Source organism: Enterococcus sp. DIV1083b, assembly GCF_051713705.1.
Taxonomy (GTDB): Bacteria; Bacillota; Bacilli; order Lactobacillales; family Enterococcaceae; genus Enterococcus_D; species Enterococcus_D casseliflavus.
The window spans coordinates 976,081-995,990 of sequence record NZ_JBIOQJ010000001.1 but is presented as its reverse complement, the minus strand read 5'-3'; the positions used below and the strand labels follow the sequence as shown (position 1 = coordinate 995,990).

Annotated in this window: 25 protein-coding genes; 9 read left to right on the top strand and 16 right to left on the bottom strand. The window is 41.7% G+C overall.

Annotation, left to right across the window (positions count from 1 at the left end; all coding sequences use genetic code 11):
- Window positions 1-163: 163 nt before the first annotated feature.
- Window positions 164-292, top strand: a complete 129-nt coding sequence (locus IGI69_RS04640; protein ID WP_420901886.1) for a hypothetical protein — start codon at window positions 164-166, stop codon at window positions 290-292.
- Here IGI69_RS04640 and IGI69_RS04635 read toward each other — a convergent pair.
- The 3 genes from IGI69_RS04635 to IGI69_RS04625 all read right to left on the bottom strand — a co-directional run bounded on the left by IGI69_RS04635 (window position 248) and on the right by IGI69_RS04625 (window position 1,961).
- A complete protein-coding gene (locus IGI69_RS04635) occupies window positions 248-598 on the bottom strand; it encodes a type II toxin-antitoxin system PemK/MazF family toxin (RefSeq protein ID WP_074932270.1) in 351 nt (116 codons plus the stop codon). The genes IGI69_RS04640 and IGI69_RS04635 overlap by 45 nt on opposite strands.
- A complete protein-coding gene (locus IGI69_RS04630; RefSeq protein WP_086316420.1) occupies window positions 592-855 on the bottom strand; it encodes an AbrB/MazE/SpoVT family DNA-binding domain-containing protein in 264 nt (87 codons plus the stop codon). Before IGI69_RS04630 ends, IGI69_RS04635 begins: the two co-directional genes overlap by 7 nt.
- A 236-nt stretch (window positions 856-1,091) precedes the next feature.
- Complete coding sequence (locus IGI69_RS04625; RefSeq protein ID WP_201705861.1) at window positions 1,092-1,961, bottom strand: AraC family transcriptional regulator; 870 nt, start codon at window positions 1,959-1,961, stop codon at window positions 1,092-1,094.
- A gap of 105 nt (window positions 1,962-2,066) precedes the next feature.
- On the opposite strand from IGI69_RS04625, the gene IGI69_RS04620 reads away from it, so the two are divergent.
- Complete coding sequence (locus IGI69_RS04620) at window positions 2,067-2,552, top strand: GNAT family N-acetyltransferase (RefSeq protein ID WP_167822960.1); 486 nt, start codon at window positions 2,067-2,069, stop codon at window positions 2,550-2,552.
- Window positions 2,549-3,427 (top strand): DMT family transporter, encoded by an 879-nt coding sequence (locus IGI69_RS04615; protein WP_201705860.1) that lies wholly within the window; start codon window positions 2,549-2,551, stop codon window positions 3,425-3,427. The genes IGI69_RS04620 and IGI69_RS04615 overlap by 4 nt, the downstream gene beginning before the upstream one ends.
- A gap of 331 nt (window positions 3,428-3,758) precedes the next feature.
- Here IGI69_RS04615 and map read toward each other — a convergent pair whose 3' ends face one another.
- The 4 genes from map to rlmH form a co-directional block, all read right to left on the bottom strand.
- Complete coding sequence (gene map / locus IGI69_RS04610) at window positions 3,759-4,517, bottom strand: type I methionyl aminopeptidase (RefSeq protein ID WP_005234612.1); 759 nt, start codon at window positions 4,515-4,517, stop codon at window positions 3,759-3,761.
- Window positions 4,518-4,559: 42 nt separating this feature from the next.
- Window positions 4,560-5,297 (bottom strand): tRNA pseudouridine(38-40) synthase TruA, encoded by a 738-nt coding sequence (gene truA, locus IGI69_RS04605; protein WP_167822958.1) that lies wholly within the window; start codon window positions 5,295-5,297, stop codon window positions 4,560-4,562.
- 189 nt (window positions 5,298-5,486) lie between these two features.
- Window positions 5,487-6,347, bottom strand: a complete 861-nt coding sequence (locus IGI69_RS04600) for an LEM-3-like GIY-YIG domain-containing protein (protein ID WP_074534952.1) — start codon at window positions 6,345-6,347, stop codon at window positions 5,487-5,489.
- Window positions 6,348-6,390: 43 nt separating this feature from the next.
- The gene (gene rlmH / locus IGI69_RS04595; protein WP_438739850.1) at window positions 6,391-6,870 is read right to left on the bottom strand and encodes a 23S rRNA (pseudouridine(1915)-N(3))-methyltransferase RlmH; all 480 of its coding nucleotides are present in this window, start codon (window positions 6,868-6,870) and stop codon (window positions 6,391-6,393) included.
- 373 nt (window positions 6,871-7,243) lie between these two features.
- Between rlmH and IGI69_RS04590 the strand changes: the two genes are divergently transcribed.
- Window positions 7,244-8,548 carry a S1C family serine protease gene (locus tag IGI69_RS04590; RefSeq protein WP_010747716.1) on the top strand — a complete coding sequence of 435 codons (1,305 nt, stop codon included), beginning with the start codon at window positions 7,244-7,246 and terminating at the stop codon, window positions 8,546-8,548.
- Window positions 8,549-8,616: 68 nt separating this feature from the next.
- On the opposite strand, the gene ytpR is transcribed toward IGI69_RS04590, so the two are convergent.
- The 5 genes from ytpR to pepA all read right to left on the bottom strand — a co-directional run bounded on the left by ytpR (window position 8,617) and on the right by pepA (window position 11,709).
- Window positions 8,617-9,231, bottom strand: a complete 615-nt coding sequence (ytpR, locus tag IGI69_RS04585; protein WP_005225431.1) for a YtpR family tRNA-binding protein — start codon at window positions 9,229-9,231, stop codon at window positions 8,617-8,619.
- Between the two features lie 186 nt (window positions 9,232-9,417).
- Complete coding sequence (locus IGI69_RS04580; RefSeq protein WP_422704517.1) at window positions 9,418-9,600, bottom strand: hypothetical protein; 183 nt, start codon at window positions 9,598-9,600, stop codon at window positions 9,418-9,420.
- 104 nt (window positions 9,601-9,704) lie between these two features.
- Window positions 9,705-10,166: a universal stress protein gene (locus IGI69_RS04575; RefSeq protein WP_438739847.1), complete on the bottom strand. Its 462-nt coding sequence runs from the start codon at window positions 10,164-10,166 to the stop codon at window positions 9,705-9,707.
- A 12-nt stretch (window positions 10,167-10,178) separates the two neighbouring features.
- The gene (locus IGI69_RS04570; protein WP_194193215.1) at window positions 10,179-10,499 is read right to left on the bottom strand and encodes a thioredoxin family protein; all 321 of its coding nucleotides are present in this window, start codon (window positions 10,497-10,499) and stop codon (window positions 10,179-10,181) included.
- Window positions 10,500-10,632: 133 nt separating this feature from the next.
- On the bottom strand, window positions 10,633-11,709 hold the full coding sequence (gene pepA / locus IGI69_RS04565) for a glutamyl aminopeptidase (RefSeq protein ID WP_034872382.1): 1,077 nt from the start codon (window positions 11,707-11,709) through the stop codon (window positions 10,633-10,635).
- A gap of 292 nt (window positions 11,710-12,001) precedes the next feature.
- On the opposite strand from pepA, the gene IGI69_RS04560 reads away from it, so the two are divergent.
- Window positions 12,002-12,346, top strand: coding sequence for a peptidase (locus tag IGI69_RS04560; RefSeq protein ID WP_005225425.1), 345 nt, complete (start codon window positions 12,002-12,004; stop codon window positions 12,344-12,346).
- A gap of 59 nt (window positions 12,347-12,405) precedes the next feature.
- On the opposite strand, the gene IGI69_RS04555 is transcribed toward IGI69_RS04560, so the two are convergent.
- From IGI69_RS04555 to IGI69_RS04545, 3 genes are all read right to left on the bottom strand, one after another.
- Window positions 12,406-13,440 carry a YncE family protein gene (locus IGI69_RS04555; RefSeq protein ID WP_368264147.1) on the bottom strand — a complete coding sequence of 345 codons (1,035 nt, stop codon included), beginning with the start codon at window positions 13,438-13,440 and terminating at the stop codon, window positions 12,406-12,408.
- Between the two features lie 77 nt (window positions 13,441-13,517).
- Window positions 13,518-13,919, bottom strand: coding sequence for an Ohr family peroxiredoxin (locus IGI69_RS04550; protein WP_005225423.1), 402 nt, complete (start codon window positions 13,917-13,919; stop codon window positions 13,518-13,520).
- A 184-nt stretch (window positions 13,920-14,103) separates the two neighbouring features.
- Window positions 14,104-14,352, bottom strand: a complete 249-nt coding sequence (locus tag IGI69_RS04545; RefSeq protein WP_005225422.1) for a GlsB/YeaQ/YmgE family stress response membrane protein — start codon at window positions 14,350-14,352, stop codon at window positions 14,104-14,106.
- Window positions 14,353-14,758: 406 nt separating this feature from the next.
- Here IGI69_RS04545 and IGI69_RS04540 point away from each other — a divergent pair, with 406 nt between their 5' ends.
- The 3 genes from IGI69_RS04540 to IGI69_RS04530 all read left to right on the top strand — a co-directional run bounded on the left by IGI69_RS04540 (window position 14,759) and on the right by IGI69_RS04530 (window position 17,824).
- Window positions 14,759-16,018 carry an ABC transporter substrate-binding protein gene (locus IGI69_RS04540; protein ID WP_087627106.1) on the top strand — a complete coding sequence of 420 codons (1,260 nt, stop codon included), beginning with the start codon at window positions 14,759-14,761 and terminating at the stop codon, window positions 16,016-16,018.
- 92 nt (window positions 16,019-16,110) lie between these two features.
- On the top strand, window positions 16,111-16,983 hold the full coding sequence (locus IGI69_RS04535) for a carbohydrate ABC transporter permease (protein ID WP_194193132.1): 873 nt from the start codon (window positions 16,111-16,113) through the stop codon (window positions 16,981-16,983).
- Complete coding sequence (locus IGI69_RS04530) at window positions 16,973-17,824, top strand: carbohydrate ABC transporter permease (RefSeq protein ID WP_010747711.1); 852 nt, start codon at window positions 16,973-16,975, stop codon at window positions 17,822-17,824. Before IGI69_RS04535 ends, IGI69_RS04530 begins: the two co-directional genes overlap by 11 nt.
- A 72-nt stretch (window positions 17,825-17,896) precedes the next feature.
- On the opposite strand, the gene IGI69_RS04525 is transcribed toward IGI69_RS04530, so the two are convergent.
- Complete coding sequence (locus IGI69_RS04525) at window positions 17,897-18,838, bottom strand: magnesium transporter CorA family protein (protein WP_086294811.1); 942 nt, start codon at window positions 18,836-18,838, stop codon at window positions 17,897-17,899.
- Window positions 18,839-19,023: 185 nt separating this feature from the next.
- On the opposite strand from IGI69_RS04525, the gene IGI69_RS04520 reads away from it, so the two are divergent.
- Complete coding sequence (locus IGI69_RS04520; RefSeq protein ID WP_005225417.1) at window positions 19,024-19,851, top strand: manganese catalase family protein; 828 nt, start codon at window positions 19,024-19,026, stop codon at window positions 19,849-19,851.
- The last annotated feature ends 59 nt before the right edge of the window (window positions 19,852-19,910 follow it).

Genomic DNA, 19,910 nt, shown 5'->3' with positions numbered 1-19,910 from the left:
GAAATTTTCGCAATGATGCCCAGCAGCAGCGTGCCGAATTCAAACATCGCCAAGCACAAAGTATTAAGATTGCTAGTGCAAACACAAAAGCGCCCCACGTTGCCTTGTTTATAAAAGCATCGTTCAGGATCATGGGAATGGAGCTGGTATCTTAAAGATTGCAATGGAGTATAATGTTACGAGACAAAGCGTTTATAGAATAAAAGAAAACAGCATGGTCAACATCGATAAGATGAGCATGCTGTTTTTATTTACTTACTTTTTGAAATACTGTTCTAACTTTCATCAATAACTCATCAACCAAGTGCTCATGCGCTTTTTCCAAAAAAACACATGCTCTGGCTTCATAATCAATTGTCGTTAATTGATCCAACAATACTTTTCCTGTTGTCTTCATTCCGTAATCTGGATTAATACTTACATATAACGGATAGTTTCTACTTGTACTAGAAATCGGAGCAACGGTGGCAACGTTACTATAATCTGCAATCATGTCATGACTTAAAACAATATAGGGTCTTTTTCCCGTTTGTTCATGCCCAGAACGAGGAGCTGTATCCAATAACAAAATATCACCTTGTCTAGGTTTTCTTACCATTTTTCATTCCCTACTGCTTCACCTAAATGTTGAATTTCCACATGATTTTTCTCAGCAGTGTAGTTTTCAAATAACTCTTCAATCGTTAACTCGTTTTCTAAATTTGCTGCTTCGATGATTAGCCGTTTATGTCCGTTTACTTCTTCTTGTATTATCTTCACTTTGTCATCAGTATGAATGCCAAGATACTCCATAATGTACTTTGGCAATCTAAGACCGTTACTATTGCCCCATTTTTTTATAGGTAGCATTTCCATGTTCGACACCTCTTTCTGTATATACATAGTATAACATATACCGCGACAGAGTATATACATAATTATCCTTTTTGGTCGATTCACCTAAATTCATTTAAAAAGAATTGTTCTTAAAAGTGGTCTCTGCTGTGCTAAATTAGTATCTTCGTGACCTAACTAATGGCGCTACTAAAGGAATTGTGAAATGAAGAACCAAAAAATTTTAAGTTTCTGACCCTATTTTAAGTTATCGCCCATTAATCTATGGATCCGGGCGTTCGCCCATATTTTTTCTTAAAACTTTGGATAAAATGACTCGTATCAGAAAATCCTATTTGTTGAGAAATTTCAGTAACTGTTAGATTCTTATTTTCCAATAAACTCTGACTTCGTTGTAATCGATAATCAATCAAGAATTTATAAGGGGTCATGGATGTGTACTGTTTAAACAATCTGTTCGCCTCTGAATTACTAATGTGACTACTTGAGGAAATATCAGCTAAAGCTATATTGTCGGCATAGTTTTCATATATAAATTGGATCATTGTCATTATCTGATTTATTTTAGTATTTTTAATGGTAGTCGGTTGCTTTATCTGATTTAACTTCGAGTTGATTAGAATAAGCCAAACTTTACAAAGATCTATCGATATCAAGTACTCTCGACCAAATCTTGGTTCCATGTAATACAAATCGATAATTTCTTTTAGGATAGATAAGATTTCTCTTGAAGAAATATCCAGGTTGTCCATCGCAATACAAGGATATTTTATACTATTTACATAGGGCTCCACATAGCTAAGGTCCATTCGGCTTCCAGGGAAGAAAGTGAGATTCTCCTTGATAAAATTTATGCTTATATAAGAGCTATTGGGTGTTAGTTGAGTCATTTGATGAAGAACATTAGAGTTGATAAAGATAAAATCACCTTTATTTAATATATAGTCGACTCCATTAATTTTTGCATTAACTACTCCCTTCTCAACAATGGTAAATTGTAATTCATCATGCCAATGGGCATCATCGAATCCTCTACCTGAAGGTTTTACTCCATTTTGATTTATATGATAAATTTCAAAAGGAAAACTAGTATCTTGATAGTGATTCTGTTCAAATAATTTTTTCATCAACTTGTCCTTTTGGTTATATTTTTATATGAAAGAACCTTTTTTTCATATTATTATATAGCATTTGATGATATTATCATATAAAAATATTGGAGTTGAATAATTATGACAATCGAATTTATCCCCTATGATAAGCGTTTTTTAAGTGAAATGACACAAACCTGGAATGATATTTTGATAGATGGTGAAGCATTTCCAGGAGAAGATTTATTTAATACAGAAGGTTTTGAATTAATGTTATTAGAACAATCTGCTACAACCTGTCTTCTTTATAATGGAGTCTATGCAGGATTCTTCATAATTCATCCTAATAATATCGGTCGTTGTGCACATACTGCAAATGCGAGCTATTGTATCGATAAAAGGATGAGAGGAAAGGGCTTATTCAAACACGTAGTAAAAAGATCCTTATGGGAAGCAAAACAACTAGGTTTTCAAGGAATGCAATTTAACGCCGTCGTTTCTAATAATACCGCAGCGATCCATACCTACGAGATAAATGGGTTTTCCATTATCGGTTCTATCCCTAAAGGATTCCGACTGAGGAATGGAATTTTTACTGACATGTATATTATGCATCGATCGCTATGATAAAAAAATACCAAGGCATTCTCTTCACTATCTTTACAATTCTAATAGTCAGTTCTACAGAGATCACACTAAAGTTACTAGGGGGAACGAGTAGCCACGGGGGGCAATTAAATTTTTGGCGTTTTTTGATTGGCGGTATTTTTCTATTTATTTTAGCTAAGAAAAAAAGTATAAAGGTAGCTTCTTTGCCACTCCTTGTTTTAAATGCAACTTTATTTATCGTATTCAGCATGAATTTCTATCAAATGGCTATCTTTCAATCAAGCGCATTCTTTGTAGCAGTTGTTTTTAGCACAAATCCATTGTTTACACAATTGATAAATACGTTATTAACTCGTCAGTTAAAAGTACCTTCACTTTCGATCATACTTTCAGTACTAGGAATCATAATCATCATTGTTTCAAATTACACAAAAAATGACCTAGGGGTTCTATTTGCTTTGATCTCTTCTATTTTATTTGGATTATATAGTACACTAAATGAAAGAATTATAAAAAAATATACTTTAAGTACAGTGACTTCTACATCATATACCTTTATTTTTGGCGCATTGGAATTGGCGCTATTAAATTTGATTTTTTCGAAATTTAATGATGGTTCTCCATTAAAATCGATTTTGACATTTCATTACTTTACCGATTTTAGCCTACAAACATTACCAGGTCTATTCTATTTGAGCATTGTGGTAACCGCCTGCGGCTTTCTGTTTTACCTTATCTGTCAAATAAAATTCAAAAAATTATCAAACATTGTTTTTTTCTCTAAGCCTGCGGTTTCTGCAATATTTGGTTTGCTAATCTTAAATGATCCTATTCCTTTTTCTAGTATTGTAGGTATCTCGTTGATATTTTTAGGTAGTATATTAACTTCCTAATAATATACTAATGTATAATCCTAATGTCACTCGATTCCCTCTTCTACTGATCGTTAAATGATTTATAAAGCAAAATAAATAATCGGAACCAAATAAGAAAAAAACAAAAACGTTTTAAGTTTCTGAAACCTTAAATAAAATGACTCCATCAAATAATACCAATATGAATAGACAAGCACTTGTTGATTACTGAGTTCTTTTACGATCTTTTTGAAAAAAGCACAGATCGAAAGGGCGTACCATCAGTTAGGTACGCCCTTTTAAGAGATCTAGAAAGTATAGATGTTACAGAAAATACACACAGTTACTTTTCAAAGACAATAAGTGATGTTCACGTTTCTTCCTTTTGCAATGTCATGATGACAGGACCTTCTTTGGTGATGGCGATCGAATGTTCATATTGGGCACAATAGCTGCCGTCGATCGTGCGTGCTGTCCAGCCGTTCGGGTCCATCTTCATGCGCCAAGTGCCGGTCGTGATCATCGGCTCGATAGTGATCGTCATGCCTTCTTTCAACCGAATTCCTTTGCCAGGTAACCCGAAATGAGGAAAGAATGGTTCTTCGTGAATGGTTGGGCCAATGCCGTGAGCAATAAAGTCCCGCACGACACCATACCCTTTTTCTTCAGCGAAGCTTTGGATCGCATAACCAATATCGCCGACACGGTTACCGACTTGTGCTTGCTCGATGCCTCTCATCAAGGCTTCTTTCGTTACTTCCATCAGCGCTTGATGTTCTGGTGAAATCTCTCCTACCGCATACGTCCAACAGCTGTCAGAGATTGCCCCTTTGTAATCGACACAAAAATCGACTTTGACGACATCGCCTGATTTTAAAACATATTCTGAAGGGAAACCATGACAAATCTCTTCATTGACACTGATACACGTCGCAAATTCATAGCCTTCAAACCCGATTTGCGCGGCTGTTGCCCCTGCAGCTTCTATCTGTTGATGGACAAAGGCGTTGATTTGGTTCGTGGTGATACCGGGAACGATTTTTTCCCGTAGCTGTTCGTGAATACTTGCCAAGATACGACCAGAAGTTTTCATTTGTTCGATCTCTCGTGGGGATTTTAATGTGATCAATAGATGATCTCCTTTCCTTAAATAGCCATTACCATGTTTCTTTTAATAATACACCTCATCTAGAAATAAGCCATGAGAAGGCACTGTCTCACCAGCTGCTTGTCGTACTTTATCGGCTAACACTTGATCGATCACTTCTGGTGGCAGTGTGCCATCGCCAATGGCAATCAGTGTGCCTGTCAAGATTCGGACCATTTTATGCAAAAAGCCGTTGCCTTTGAAGGTAAACCGCAATAGGTCGCCTTCTGGTGTGATGGTGATTTCATCGATCGTGCGCACCGTTGATTTTTTTGATTTTTTCAATGCAGAAAAGCCGATAAAATCATGGGTGCCGATCAACTTCTCAGCCGCTTGCTGCATTTTTTCCAAATCAAGGGGCTGCGGGCAATGAAAACTAGTATTGCGAGCAAAGACCGATGGGATCGCGTTGTTCCAAACATAATAGCTGTATTGCTTGCCTTTGGCGTGATAGCGTGCATGGAATCGTTCAGGCACTTCCTCAATCTTGTTGACGACGATGTCTTGCGGCAAATAGCGGTTAAAGAACAGCTGCATCTCTGGCAAACTCATTTGGTGGTTCGTCTTGAAATTCGCCACTTGTCCTCGAGCATGCGTGCCCGCATCGGTTCTGCCAGAACCGACGATCTCAATTTCTTCTCCCGTCAGTAATTTGATGACCCCTTCAACTTTTTCTTGGATCGTTTTTTCAGAATCTCCTAGTCGTTGCCACCCTAAGTAGCGCTTGCCGTCATATTCAATCGTTAATTTGATATTTCGCATGGTTGTTGCTCCTTTTTACCGATACTATCGGTGGATAGTTGTGATTGTTGTTTAAAGTGACTTTAAAAAAATATACAAGTGCATTGATACAAGAAACAGTACACAAAAATTTTTTCTATTTTTTCATACTATTTCTATTATTTATAAACGTTTCGTCAACCTAAAAGTTCTTAAAAGAACAATATGACGTTATCTCGCTTGTTTTGTGTTTATATAAGCGATCGCACTGCCGCTTCCAAATTTAACTTCTGGCAATGAACGCTTTACTAAATTGAGTTCCTTCAGTGTTTCTTCTCTGGTTGATAGTGCACGGAACGCATATCGCGTTAGGCCGTTTTCTAGTTTCTTTGATTCTGAAAACTGCTCAGATACTTTATAAGCTGCCACAACAGCATTTTCTGCTCCTGTGTTAATAGCGATGATATAACGGATGTGTTGAATTTTATTGCGCCCAATAACCCAGTTCCCTAAAGTTCGCGACTTTAGATTTGAAATATCCCGATATTCTTCATCGATAGGGTATTCTTTAGATTCATCTTTACTCAAAGAAAAAGCATCTCTTACTTTTACTGCTAATATCAAGTCATCCGTTGCTATTTCACTGATAGACATTGGTTGGAAGCCAAAACGCTCTTCGATTTCCTCAACGAGCATTACTTTAGAACCATGTCCTTTCACCAAATTTGTCAGTGAAAGCCCCTGTACCAGCTGTGCATAATTGATCATAACATTTTCGCTTGCATATGCCTCATTTTCAGATAACCCATAACTTAGGATATAACTTAATACTTGTAAATTTGATTCAATAATTTCTTGAATCGTTTTAATTTTTAAAGTAATTGCTGTTTCATTTTCTCCAACTAAATTTGCTTGTTTCATCCTATTTAAAGCAGCTTGCCGATGGGCAAAAATACGATTCCCTTTTCCTTTCCCAATATAAAAAGGCTGGTTGTTTCTAGGATCAACTAAACAATATACATAATATAGATGCTTCTCATCTTTTTGTAATGTTGCGAGCGTAGAAGCTGAAAACTGATTAATTTCCTTCATTTTTTCTTTCCTTTTATTGATAGATTATCCTTACTAATTCGTTTTACTTATGATACGGCGCCCCCGTATTGATTCGATACGCGCGATAGATTTGCTCCAATAAGATCAGTTTCATGAGTTGGTGCGGATAGGTCATTTTGCCAAAAGAGATCTTGGCATCACTGCGGGTCATGACTTCTTGACTCAAGCCTAGGGAGCCGCCGATGACGAAGGTCAGTTGGCTTTTTCCTTGGATGCCGAGTTGATCGATTTGTTTGGCGAAGGTTTCGCTGGTGGGATTGGTGCCTTCGATCGCTAAGGCAAAGACATATTCGGTGTCTTTGATTTTGGCTAAAATGCGCTGCCCTTCTTTTTCTTTGATTTGCAGCATTTGGGCTTCACTCAAGGTTTCTGGTGCTTTTTCATCTGGTACTTCGACAAACTCAAGCTTTGCGTATGCCCCCAATCGTTTGGCGTACTCGTTGATTCCTTGAACGAGGTACTTTTCTTTTAGTTTTCCTACTGTGACGATTTTGATTTTCATAGGTTCCTCCTCGTTATCCCCTTATTTTACGAAAATGTGGACAATGCTATCCACAACCTTTTACACACTTTGACTTTCTTTGAAATTCTTCTATCCTATCTATAAAACTGCGACACTTCAAGGGTTTCTTCATCCACCCAATCAAAGCTCTCGAACTTGTCCACACACTGTGGATAAAAAGACCTTCGCTTCTCCCCAGTTTCGCCTGCTATTTTTATTCAAAAATGAACGGGTTTTGCGAAGAAAATTTCATCGTTTGAAACAGATTCTTACGCAACTTCTTCATATTTTTTTCAAAATCTCTTAGTAGACTAATCTCAGATAGAAGGAATATACTGATTATAACGAATTATTCATTAAGGGGGAAATAGTAATGGCAAGAAAATATGTCACACCAGGCAAGAAAACTTCTCCTGGTTTATTAAAACGATTAGGAATTGGGATTTTAGGCGGTATGGTCGGCGGTTTATTGACCTTCGGCGGTCTGTATCTGGCAATGGGTTCCTCTTTGACTTCAACACCAGAAACCACGACCAACAGCGGGGTCCAAGATTCTAACGGACAAACCCAAGTATCCAATGTAAAACTTGATGTGACTAGCGATGTCACTGAGGCAGTTGAAAAAGTACAAGATTCTGTCGTTTCCATCATTAATCTACAACAAAGTCAAAGCAACGATTGGAACAGCCTCTTTGGTCAGCAAGGCGGACAAAGTGAAGGCGATAGCCAAAGCGACGACGACAGTGCTTTAGAAGCTTCTTCTGAAGGTAGTGGGGTCATCTACAAAATCGATGGCGACGATGCCTATGTCGTAACCAACAACCACGTCGTTGAAGGTCAAGACGGTTTGGAAGTTGTTTTAGCAGACGGTACGAAAGTCAAAGCTGAATTGGTCGGTACTGACGCTTACACAGACTTAGCTGTATTGAAAATCTCTTCAGAGCATGTGACGACTGCCGCAACATTTGGTGATTCAAGTGCCTTGAAAGTCGGCGAACCAGCCATCGCGATCGGTTCTCCTCTAGGCTCTGACTACGCAAACTCTGTGACACAAGGGATCGTTTCTTCCTTGAATCGTCAAGTAACAAGCCAAAACGAATCTGGTGGTACGATCAGCATCAATGCGATCCAAACGGATGCTGCGATCAACCCAGGGAACTCAGGTGGTCCACTGATCAACGTTGATGGTCAAGTGATTGGGATCAACTCAAGTAAAATCGCCAGCACATCTGGCTCTGCTTCAGGTGTTAGTGTCGAAGGGATGGGCTTTGCGATCCCAAGTAACGATGTCGTTGAAATCATCAATCAACTAGAAGCAGATGGCAAAGTGGTTCGCCCTGCACTAGGTATCCAAACGATCGATTTAGGTTCCATCACATCACAACAACAAGAACAAATCTTGAAAGTTCCTTCATCCGTAACTTCTGGCGTTGTGATCTACTCAGTCAACAATGCAACACCAGCAGAACAAGCAGGATTGCAACAATATGACGTTATCACGAAGATCGATGATACAGAAGTCAGCACAACAACGGATCTGCAATCTGCGTTGTACAAACACAAAGTCGGTGACACGATCACTGTAACCTTCTATCGTGGCGATGAAGAAAAAACAGCAGAAGTAAAACTTTCCGTTGATACGTCGATCAACGAACAATCAACAGACAGCAGCAACTAATCACCAAAACCAATCGAAACAATCAAAAAATGAACTGCCGCAAAAACAGGAAGCGGCAGTTCATTTTTTTAGGCTTTACCGACTGGAAAAGCTTCACCTACAACGGCATCTTGAGGCAGCTCAAGGATGCCTTTTTTCATTGGTGCACCTTCTAAATGCAGTTCTTTAGCAGAGCAGATCATTCCGAAGCTTTCTACGCCACGAAGTGTCCCCGGCCAAATCATCAAGCCATCTGGCATCATTGCCCCAGGTTTTGCGACAACGACTTTCAAGCCTTTACGGATATTGGCAGCACCACAGACGATTTGCAAGACTTCCCCATCCCCGACTTCTGTTTCCGTGATAGACAGATGGTCGCTGTCTGGATGTTCCACACAAGACTTCACATAGCCAACGACGATTTTTGGTTCTGTATCTGCTGGCAGTTCTTCGCTGAATCCTGCTTCTTTGATCATGGTGTTCAATTGTTGGATTTGTTCTTTCGTCAACGTCACTTGGCCACGGCCTTCGATCGTCATCACTTCTGAGATCGCAAAAAAGTTCCAGCCGACGATCGTGCCTTCTTCATTTTTGATTTGGGCAACATTGCCTTTGCGTTCGACGGTTTGTTCTAATCCTTTATCATCTGCTGTGATGGCAAGCAGTGTATCACTGACATATTCTTTGTTATAAGCAAAAATCACGTTTTTTCCTCCTTAGGTACTTACACATTCCGCCCATAATCTTAACAAATTTTTTGGCATCCGTCATGGAATTTCTTTGTTTTCCTTGAAATTCTACTCATTTTCAAAGACAAAAAACGCCTGAGAACCAACTTCTGCTGGCTGGCTTAGGTTGAGGATTGGCGAAGGAGCAGAACCTGCGGCTTATTAGCTAAGACGCTGCTTTGCTAACGAGCCGATAAACACTGGTTCTAAAAACTTCTGTTTGGCACTACTACCTAAGAAGAAAGACAACAGCGACAGATGTCTTCCTTCAAAATGAGCAAAAAATCCTGAGAACCAGCTGCAGCTCATCAGCGAAAGACGGTGCTTTGCTAACAAGTGAAACATCGCTGGTTCTCAGGAACTTTCTTTTAGCCCTTGTCTTCTTTTGCTGCCATCTTCTTTAAGGAAAAGAACACGGCAACGACAAGCTTATTTTTTCAAAAATGACCTTACGCTTTGGTTTCTTCAGGCGATACGATCAGCACGTCGCACCGGGCTTCACGGATAACGAAGCTGGCGACACTCCCCATCATGAAGCGTTCCACGGCGTTCAGCCCAGATTGCCCCACCATGATCAAATCGATGTCGTATTGGTCTGGTAATTGAGTGGCAAGGGCGTCTTTGATGGAGCCGTAAGCGACGATGCCTTCTACTAGATCAAAATCCACTGATTTTGCATAAGCTTTGCAGTCGTCGATCAGATTTTTCGCCGTATCTTTTTCTTGTTCTAAGATGGAACTATCCAAAGGTGCATAGCCCATCATGGTCGGCACTTGCTGATCAATGATCGTTGCGGCATAGACCTTCCCTTGATTTCGGCGAGCGACTTCCACTGCTTTTTTGAAGGCAGACATCGCTTGATCTGACCCATCGATCCCTACTAAAATGTTTTGATATCTTTGTACTTCCATCTTTTTCCCCTCCTATGCTGATTGTACACTGGTTAAAAAGGCTTCGATCTCTTCTTTGGTTTTGCGATCCTTGTTGACTAACCGTCCCAGCTCCTTGCCGTCTTCGATAACGACGAGGCTAGGAATACCAAAAATGTTCCATTCAACCGCTACATCCATGTATTCATCACGGTCGACTTCGACAAATTGAAGCTCTGGAAAGTCCGCTTCGATCTCAGGCAATTGCGGTTTGATGTATCGGCAATCGCCACACCAATCGGCGGTGAAAAAGAAGACATTTTTGCCTTTCTCCACATATGTTGCTAACTCTGCTAAATCTTTTGGAATAATCAAATGCTCACCACTTTCTTTTCTTTCAGTATACACCTTTCTTTCAGGGACTACCAACTGACATGCTGATCTTGCAAACCCCTGCAGAAAAAAAGAGACAACGGATTGCTGTCTCTTTGCTTTCGTTCGTTCTCGCTTATTGTCCAGCCAAAATCGTATCAACAGTGGAACGATCCAAACCTTTCAAGACTTGAATCACCATTTCCCGTGCCGCTTCAAAATCAGCGATACTGAATAGGGTTTGGTGAGTATGGATGTAACGTCCAGGAACACCGATGACAGAACTTGGGATCCCTTCATTTGCCATGTGTGCTGCACCAGCATCGGTACCACCTTTTGAAACAAAGTATTGGTAAGGAATGTTGTTGCTTTCTGCTGTATCCAACAAGAATTCTTTCATCCGTGGCAACATGATCATGCCTGGATCATAGATTCGCATCAAAGTCCCGGCTCCTAGATGACCAAAGGTGCCATTTTTCGTGACTGTGTCATCTGCTGGCGAGCAATCGACCGCAAAGAACAAGTCTGGTTTGAATTTCGTCACAGATGGACGAGAACCTCGTAAGCCGACTTCTTCTTGAACATTGGCACCAGCAATCAGCGTATGGCCTAACGTTTCCTCTTTCAAGGCTTCAAGTGCTTCTAATACGACTGCACAGCCGTAACGGTTGTCCCAAGCTTTCGAGATGATGTTTTTCCCATTGGCTGTTTTGATGGTTTCCACTTGTGGGACGATCGTATCGCCAGGACGTACACCAAAGCTTTCTGCTTCTTCTTTTGATTCAAACCCAGCATCAAACAAAATATCTGTGACTTCGACATTTTTTTGACCGCTGCTTCCTCGCAACAAATGTGGCGGTACTGAAGAAGAAACACATGGATAATCGCCTTTTGCTGTTTTCAATGTAAAGCGTTGAGCAGAAACCACATAAGGGTTCCATCCGCCTAAAGGAGTGACTTTGAATAAGCCGCGATCGGTGATCGTCGTCAATAAGAAACCAACTTCGTCCATGTGAGCAGCTAACATCACCCGTGGTGCATCTGCTTCTTGGTGGTGACGCAGACCGAAGATGCCGCCTAAGCCGTCTTGTTGGATCTCGTCCACCAATGGGGTCATCGCTTCACGCATATACGCTCGCACGTCGTGTTCAAACCCGCTGGTTCCTTGTAACTCCGTTAGTTCTTTGATGCGTTGAAATGTTTTTTCTTCCATGATCATTCGAGAAACACGTATCGGTTGTTTGCTGCCCTAAAGAAACAAAGCTGCTTTTTTTGAAAAAGCAACGCTTGCTGTTGCTGTGTTTTCCAGCAATTTTTGGGTGAAACAACGGATGTGCTCTCTTCCTCCTTATTCCTACTGATATTCTTTATTATAGCGCAAATTTCTATTGTTGGTTATTTTTCTTATAGAATATTTCTAAACTATGGTAAACTATTGTTAAGAGAACCTGTGCTTTCACCGAGATCAAAACATTCGGGAAAACTTACTTTAGGAGGGACATTAGATGGAGAATGAGCATCCATTGCATTATTTTAAAAATGGACTGACCATCGGTTTAGGTCTTGGCTTTGCAGGAGGAATTTTTTCAACGATCTGGTTGAAGAAAAGGCAAGCCATGAATGCCGATGATGTCTTAGACAATATAAAAGCAGCATTTATCAAAGAAGGACCAATCGAAGGTTCTTGGATCAATTTCGAAAAACAACCTTTGCGCAAATTTGCGATCACTTCCCAAGGATATACTGGCGGCATCACCCGCACCGAAGACGGGCAACTTGTCACCTATGAATTTTTGGCAGATGCTCATACAGGTACCGTCTTAGATATCCAACGAGCAATCGTGGACTAATCACTGCACTTACGACCAGCTTCTTAAGAGGCTGGTCTTTTTTCTTTTAAGCAGTGCTTTTACTGGAGCAAGGTCGCAAGGTCCAATACCACGACTTCATCAATGCTGCCGCCTTTTTGCCGATACGCCCATGCCCCACTTTCAAACAAGCAGTACAGCTGCCCTTTTTCTACCACGATCTGTTCAAGGTAATGGGGAAACTTGATGCGCCGCAACGCATGTTTGCGGGTCAGCACCGTTGCATCCTTTGAAAAGACCCATAACTCCGCCGACCCTGGTCCAAAAGAACGTGCCAGCAACATGTATTCAGTGGTAAAGGCGATACTTTGGACTTTCGTGGTGGTGACCCTTCTCTTACGAGGCTTGATGCGAGGAGGCGCTTTGCGACCGCTGTCTGAAAGGACAGACAATGGATAATTCGCCACCACGCCTCCTTGTTTCAAGGCAAAGGTCCCTGAGACAAGTTCACCGCCATCGGCTGCCAAATAGGAGCTGTGAGTGATGCCTGCCAATTCGATGACTTGCTGATAAGCGATAGGCTGATTGGTTGCCAAGGAATCATCTTCCAGCAGTGCTTGCAAAGAAACACACGCCACGCGCCCCATTCCTTTCCCTGTAATGGTTAGCCACAGCATTTGCGTTGCTCGATCAAAGACTAGTCCACCGACATGGGGGCGTTTTGGCAGAACCACCGTTTTCAGATGCCGCCCGCTCGTTCTTTCTATTATATAAAGCTGTGAGTGATGTTCCTGCTGCGAACAATACGCTGAGATGAACAAATAGTCCTCTGAAACGGCCAACCCTTGTGGGGTCATTGCCTGACATTGATCTGCATGCTTGTGCAGCCTCGTTTCTGCTTTCGCCGTTGCCGTCGTTGCCACTGCGGCAGTGGCTTCTTTTAAACCGGGAACCAAAAGGACTGCTTCCCTTTTCGCCCCGGCTGCCAGCCACGCTTGCCGCACGCTGGGGTAACGCTTCAGCTGGGCTGCCAGTGCTTGGTTGTGGCGTGTATGTCGGTGCTTTTTTAGCCAGTACACCACAAAAAGGCCAACCGCAAACACGCCCAAAAGCAGCAAGCTCTCTGTTTGTCTCATTGATTGGCCTCCTTGATGAATTCCCTCTTGTCGGTTGATTTCCCAACCGCTTATTGTTTGCCTATTCGTAATACTGCTTAGACTACTTGAACTTCGACATCAATGTTGCCGCGAGTGGCACGAGAATACGGACAAAAATCGTGGGCTTCTTCTGCGATTTTCTCTGCCTCGGCTTTTTCAACGCCTGGTAACGATACTTCTAAAATCACGCCGATTTGGTAACTACCGTCCTCATGCTGATACAAAGACACTCTTGCTTTAACTTCGGATTCGGATTCGATGTTATGCTCTTTCAGCATATGCTGTACGGCACCGTTGAAGCATGAAGCATAGCCTGCGGCAAATAATTGCTCTGGATTGGTCCCTTCACTATGAAGACCTGGCTTGTCGATTTTCAGGTGAAAACTACCGTTTGGTGCTTCGACCTCTCCGACACGTCCGCCTCGATTGATCATCGCTGTTTCATATTGCTTTTTCATTGAACCTCTTCCTTTCTTTTTTTGACCTACTTCAAGTGTAACGACAATTTTCTAATCTGACAAAAGGATTGCTTATGCATCCTTTTAAAAAACAAAAAAGGCAAACCCAGAAACTCTGGATTTGCCTGTCTATTCAAGGTAGTTCCTACCCGAAATAAATGAATGAAAACAATTGCTGAATGGACTAGCCGTTTGAACGTCCTAAGAAGAATGAAACAACAGCAACTACAATAACCGCACCAATAATTGATGGGACGATTGCCATTCCAGCAAGTGATGGACCCCAAGAACCTAAGATCGCTTGTCCAATAGCTGAACCTACTAAACCTGCAACGATGTTGGCGATCCAACCCATTGATCCACCTTTATTTGTGATAGCTCCGGCGATCAAACCGATAATAGCTCCTACGATTAATACCCATAACCAATGCATATTTTTCTCCTTCTTTCTTTTAAGTAGTTATTACACATATTATGTTACGCTTAATCCCCGTTTTAGACAAAAGATTTGCACTCAATTTGCAAAAAAAATTTTCAAACCTTGTTATATTAACGTTTATCAGCACTTCCTAATTATCGTTGTAAGAGCTTTAATTCGTTTTTTTTAGTATTGGTGCATTTTTTGAAATCGTTTTATTTTGTATTTTGCATCTTATCCGCTAAACTGAGGGAGAACCACTCTTATTTTGTCAGATAATTGGCACTTTTCACTCCTCAATCAGTCCTAGGACTGCTATCTTTTCAGTACTTCAGCTATTTTTCATTGGGGGACGTTTCGATCGTTTTCGATTGGAAACGTTTTTTTGAACAAAAATCATTCAATTAAGGAGAGGAACAAAATGAACAAAAAAATAGGGTATTCAATTTTGTCTTTGGCGGCAGTGATGTTGGGAGTCGCCGGCTGCGGCAGTGGTGACAGTGCCAGCGAGAACAAGCAGATTCGTATGTTCGTTTCTGGAGATACCAGTGAAGGCGGCGCTTATTCGAAAATGGCGGAAAAATACAAGGAAGAAACTGGTGTGACTGTCGAAGTCACCGATGTGCCTTATGCGGACTTGCTGACAAAGATCACCAAAGCTGTTCAAGCGGATGATGCACCAGAGGTCGTGCGGGTTTCTACCGTTCAACCTGACTGGAATGACTATCTAATGGATCTATCAGACATCGCCAGTGAGGCAAAAACATTGGAATCGATGACGATCAAAGATGAAGCAGATGTCGTCAAAGCACTCCCTTCCGATGTCACTGCCACTGGGTTGTTTATCAATACGGATTTGTTTGATGAAGCTGGCGTGACCTACCCCACTTCGGAAGAGGACATTTGGACTTGGGATGAATTTTTAACTGCGATCAACGAAGTCGTTGAAAAAACCGATGCCAAATACGGCATGGTCATGGACGCGTCGGATCACCGTTTACGGGCTTTCACCTATCAATACGGGGGACAAGATTTCTTTTTAGATGACAGCGGTGATTCTTATACGACCGATGATGCTACGAAAGCGGCTTTGCAAAAATTTGTTGATTTGAACAATGACGAAGTGATGCCAAAATCGGTTTGGACCTCTGGAGAAGATGCTTCTGCTATGTTCAAAAGCGGCCGTGTTCCAGCTTACTTTTCTGGCAGCTGGCAGATCGTTGATTTTTCTACCAACATCAGCAACTTTAACTGGCAATCCACCTATTCTCCTTATGAAGAGACCCGCGCGGTCAATATGGGCGGCAACTTCATCACTGGCTTCAACAATAGTAAAAACAGTGAAGAAGGTGAAAAATTCATCAAATGGTTGTACGAAGAAGAAAATTACAAACAGCTTTGTACCTATGCTGGCTACTTACCTGCGGTGGAAGATTTGACGGTCGATTATGAACAAGGCCAGGATGCTTATGAAATCTACAACCAAGAGATCGCAGCCGCTGCTCAACCAATCAGCAGCAAGCAAACCACCGATCAAGTGACGATGAGTATGAAAGGCTACACTGGATTGACAGGGGCTTACCGTGATGCCATCGTGCAAGTGTTAAATGATGAAATTACATTAGATGAGGCAATCGACAAGACGATCAAGGATTACAATGATGGGTTTTTGAAGAAATAAACAGACGTTCAACCACAAAGAACCCATAGTCTGGCTTTTTGCAGACTGCGGGTTCTTTGTTGCTGATACGATCGTCGGAGGAGGAATTTTCTGTGAGCACTTTACAAAAAAACAAATGGCCGTTGCTATTCACTGGCGCAAGCATCATTTTGTTCATTATCTTCTTTTTGATTCCAGCACTCTTAGGACTTTATTACTCGTTGACGGACTATAAAGGCTTTGCGACAGCCAATTTTATCGGCTTGGCGAATTATCAAGAATTGTTTCAAGACGCCAGCTTCTATAAAGCACTATTTCGTACATTTCGTTACGTGATCATTCTGGTCCCAAGTATCTATGTCGTTTCTCTCGCCGTCGCTTTGATGTTGAACAGTCAGCTGGCGAAAGGCAAATTTTTCGCAAAGATCATTTTTTTCTTACCATGGACTATCTCTGGGATCATCGCTGGGGTTATCTGGAAATGGCTGTTTGGTGAAAACTTTGGCTTTATCAACTTTGTTCTAGAGCAAGCAGGACAACAAACTGTCCCGTGGTTTACCGACTCGAATGCTGCCTTTTCTGTCATTATTTTGGCTGCCATCTGGGGTGGCACTGCCTTTAACATGCTGCAATTTACTGCAGCTTTGAAAAATATCCCTCGCTCATTGTATGAAGCTGCCGAGATCGACGGCGCCAGCTTTGGGCATAAATTACGCTACATCACCTTGCCTATGCTGCGGCCGACTTCCTTTATGGTCATCTTATTGGCTTCGATCGGCGCTATGAAAGAGTTCGCCCTCGTGCAATCGCTGACCAATGGTGGTCCAGGAACCGACAACATGTTGATCGTGCAATATATCTATACGACTGGGTTTGACAAAATGCGGGTCGGCTATGCTAGTGCTGCCTCCATGGTACTTTTCGTGATTCTTTTACTGTTAGGCTTAGCACAAATGAAGATTGGAGGCGGCAAGAATGACATCTAAGACCATCAAAACCAAACGACCTGTCACAAGAAAGTCAGCGATGTTTTTTTTAACGCTGGCACTGATCATCACTTCCCTGCTGTACCTTTTCCCACTACTTTGGTTCTTATTAAGTGCCTTTAAACCAGGGACTGAACTATTTGCTTATCCCTTGAAAATCATTCCTGAAAATCCAACCATTCAAAACTTTATTGATGCTTGGACAACATTGGATTTCTTTCGTTACTTCAATAATACGTTGATTTCAGCGGTGGTCACCACTTTATTGACGATCCTAGTCAGCGCCGCCTGTGGCTATGCCTTTGCAAAATACGATGCCAAATGGCTGCGTTTTTTCTTCATCTGTATCATCGCCACCACCATGCTGCCGACGGAAGTTATCATGAACCCAACGTTTTCTGTCATTCGTTCGCTAGGCTTATATGATAACTTATTGGGGATCATCATCCCTTCCATCAATACAGCAACAGGTATCTTTATGTTCCGAACCTTTTTCGTCTCCGTTCCTGACGATCTGATTGAATCAGCCCGCATCGATGGCGCTTCGGATGGGATGATCTTTTTGAAAATCATGCTGCCGATTGCCCGACCAATCATTATGACACTGGGGATCTTTTCCTTCCAGTGGCGGTGGAATGATTATATCTGGCCCTTGATCGTCTTGAATGATCCGAAAAAATACACCTTGCAAGTGGCGATCCGCAGCTTGGTGGGTGCGGAAAATATCAATTGGACGATTTTGATCGCTGCCTCGGTAATTTCCATTTTGCCTTTGCTGCTGGTCTTCCTCGCCTTTCAGCGCTGGATTCTCGATAGCAATTTAGACAGCGGACTAAAATAAAAAAAGTGCCGACTGCTTCGTCACACCTTTCTCCTTTTATGGATGAATGGTGCAACAGAGCAGCGGCGCTTTTTATTTTGAAAAGTCTTTTCGTGACAAGTAGACGGCAGTTAAAATGCCGACTAATATAGCCAAACCAAAGACAATGATCGTGCCGATGGCATTGTCTTTTCCTGGCAGTCCCCCGGTGTTGATCCCCCATAGCCCCGCGATCAAGGACGGCACAGCCACCACTAATGCCGCAGAATCTAAGTATTTCATCAGATGGTTTAGATTGTTGTCCATCATATCAGAGAACAAGCCACCGATGGTTTCTAGCAAGTCGCGATAGATGGTGACCATTTTCATGGCAAATTTCTGCCGCAGCTTGATGTCATAAACGAGTGCTTCATTATCCAAACGATCCAAAAATTCTTTGCGATCCATCAAACGATCGACAGTATGGTTTTGGTCCCGCAAGGTGTGATCCAGATAGACCATGTCTCGTTCGGTATCGGCTAAATTAAACAATTCGTTGTTTTCCGTCGTTTTACGGGCTGCTTCATCTAGTGCATCAATCTGTTTCTTCATTTCCTGCAGACCTTTGATGTAATGGGTGTAGATCATCAGCGTCGAGTAGGCAACAATATCTTCATACCGTTGAATGTCTTGCTCATGCTTTTCGATCAATCGTTTGATCAGATTGGATTGATGAGAGACATACGTGATCAACAGATCTTTGGTGTAGATAAAAGTCACAGGCTCAAGACGGTCTTCGATTCGATCCTCAGTCACTTCCGATAAATCGATCAGGGTATAGAGAATCGGATGATTCAACTTAGTGTTGCGCAAGTATTCCAACCGCGACACTTCTTCCGGTTCATTGGCGCCAATAAAAATATCTTCGGGCAGTTGATACTTATCTAACAAGTGGCGTTGTTCCTCTGGATCTGTGCCAGAAACCACTAGCCAATTGTAATCCTCCTCCGAAGATTTCCTTATTTTTCGGTCTTCCATTTTGTAATACTGAAACATGGTGACTCGCTCCTTTTCTAATTCTCTCTTAATTTAACTATCTAACGCTTCAGGCTTTTTGTCAAAATAAATGGCTTTTCTTTTCAATGCTTTTTTCATTTTGGCAAAGTGCGTTTTATTAGACGAACGTTTCGATTCATGAGAAACTTTTTATGGGCCCAATAAAAAATTTTAGGAGGAATCGTATGTTTCGTCATCAGAAAGAATTACAGTTTGAAGCTAAACCAGAAAAACCAAATCCGTTAGTTGCGAAATACCTTCAAGAATTAATCGGTGGACAATATGGAGAAATGAGTGTTGCCATGCAATACTTATTCCAAGGATGGAGCTGCCGTGGGGAAGAAAAATACAAAGACATGTTAATGGATATCGCTACTGAAGAGCTTGGACACGTTGAAATGTTAGCAACGATGGTTGCACGTCTACTGGAAGGTGCACCTGTGGAAGATCAAGAAGCGGCTATGAAAAAAGACCCAACGATCGGTGCGATCATTTCTGGAATGAATCCGCAACATGCCATCGTTGCCGGCTTAGGACCACGTCCTGCTGATAGCGTCGGCAATCCATGGTCAGGTGCGTATATCATTGCTAGTGGCAACTTACTTGCTGATTTCCGTGCCAACTTAAATGCGGAATCACAAGGTCGTCTGCAAGTAGCACGCATCTATGAAATGATCGATGACCGTGGGGTCAAAGACTTACTTTCGGTCTTATTAGCGCGTGATAGCTACCACCAAAATCTCTGGGCAGCTGCCGTGAAAGAATTGGAAGAAAACGAAGGCTCAATTTTAGTGCCGACTACCTTTGACCGCAAAAACGAACGCTTAGATATCGCTTATGATTTCTATAACTTCTCAGAAGGCGACCAAAGCAAAGAAGGCTCTTGGGCGAAAGGCAAAGCCCTTGATGGTGAAGGCGAATACCAATGGCTAGACGAACCAAAAGTCGAAGGAAAAGCGCCAAAACTCGATCAAGTCACACCAAAAATGTATGGCACACCGCCTGAAAAATAATTTGATCAAAAAGAGCAATTGTTTCTGAAACAGAAACCGTTGCTCTTTTTTCTTTGTCT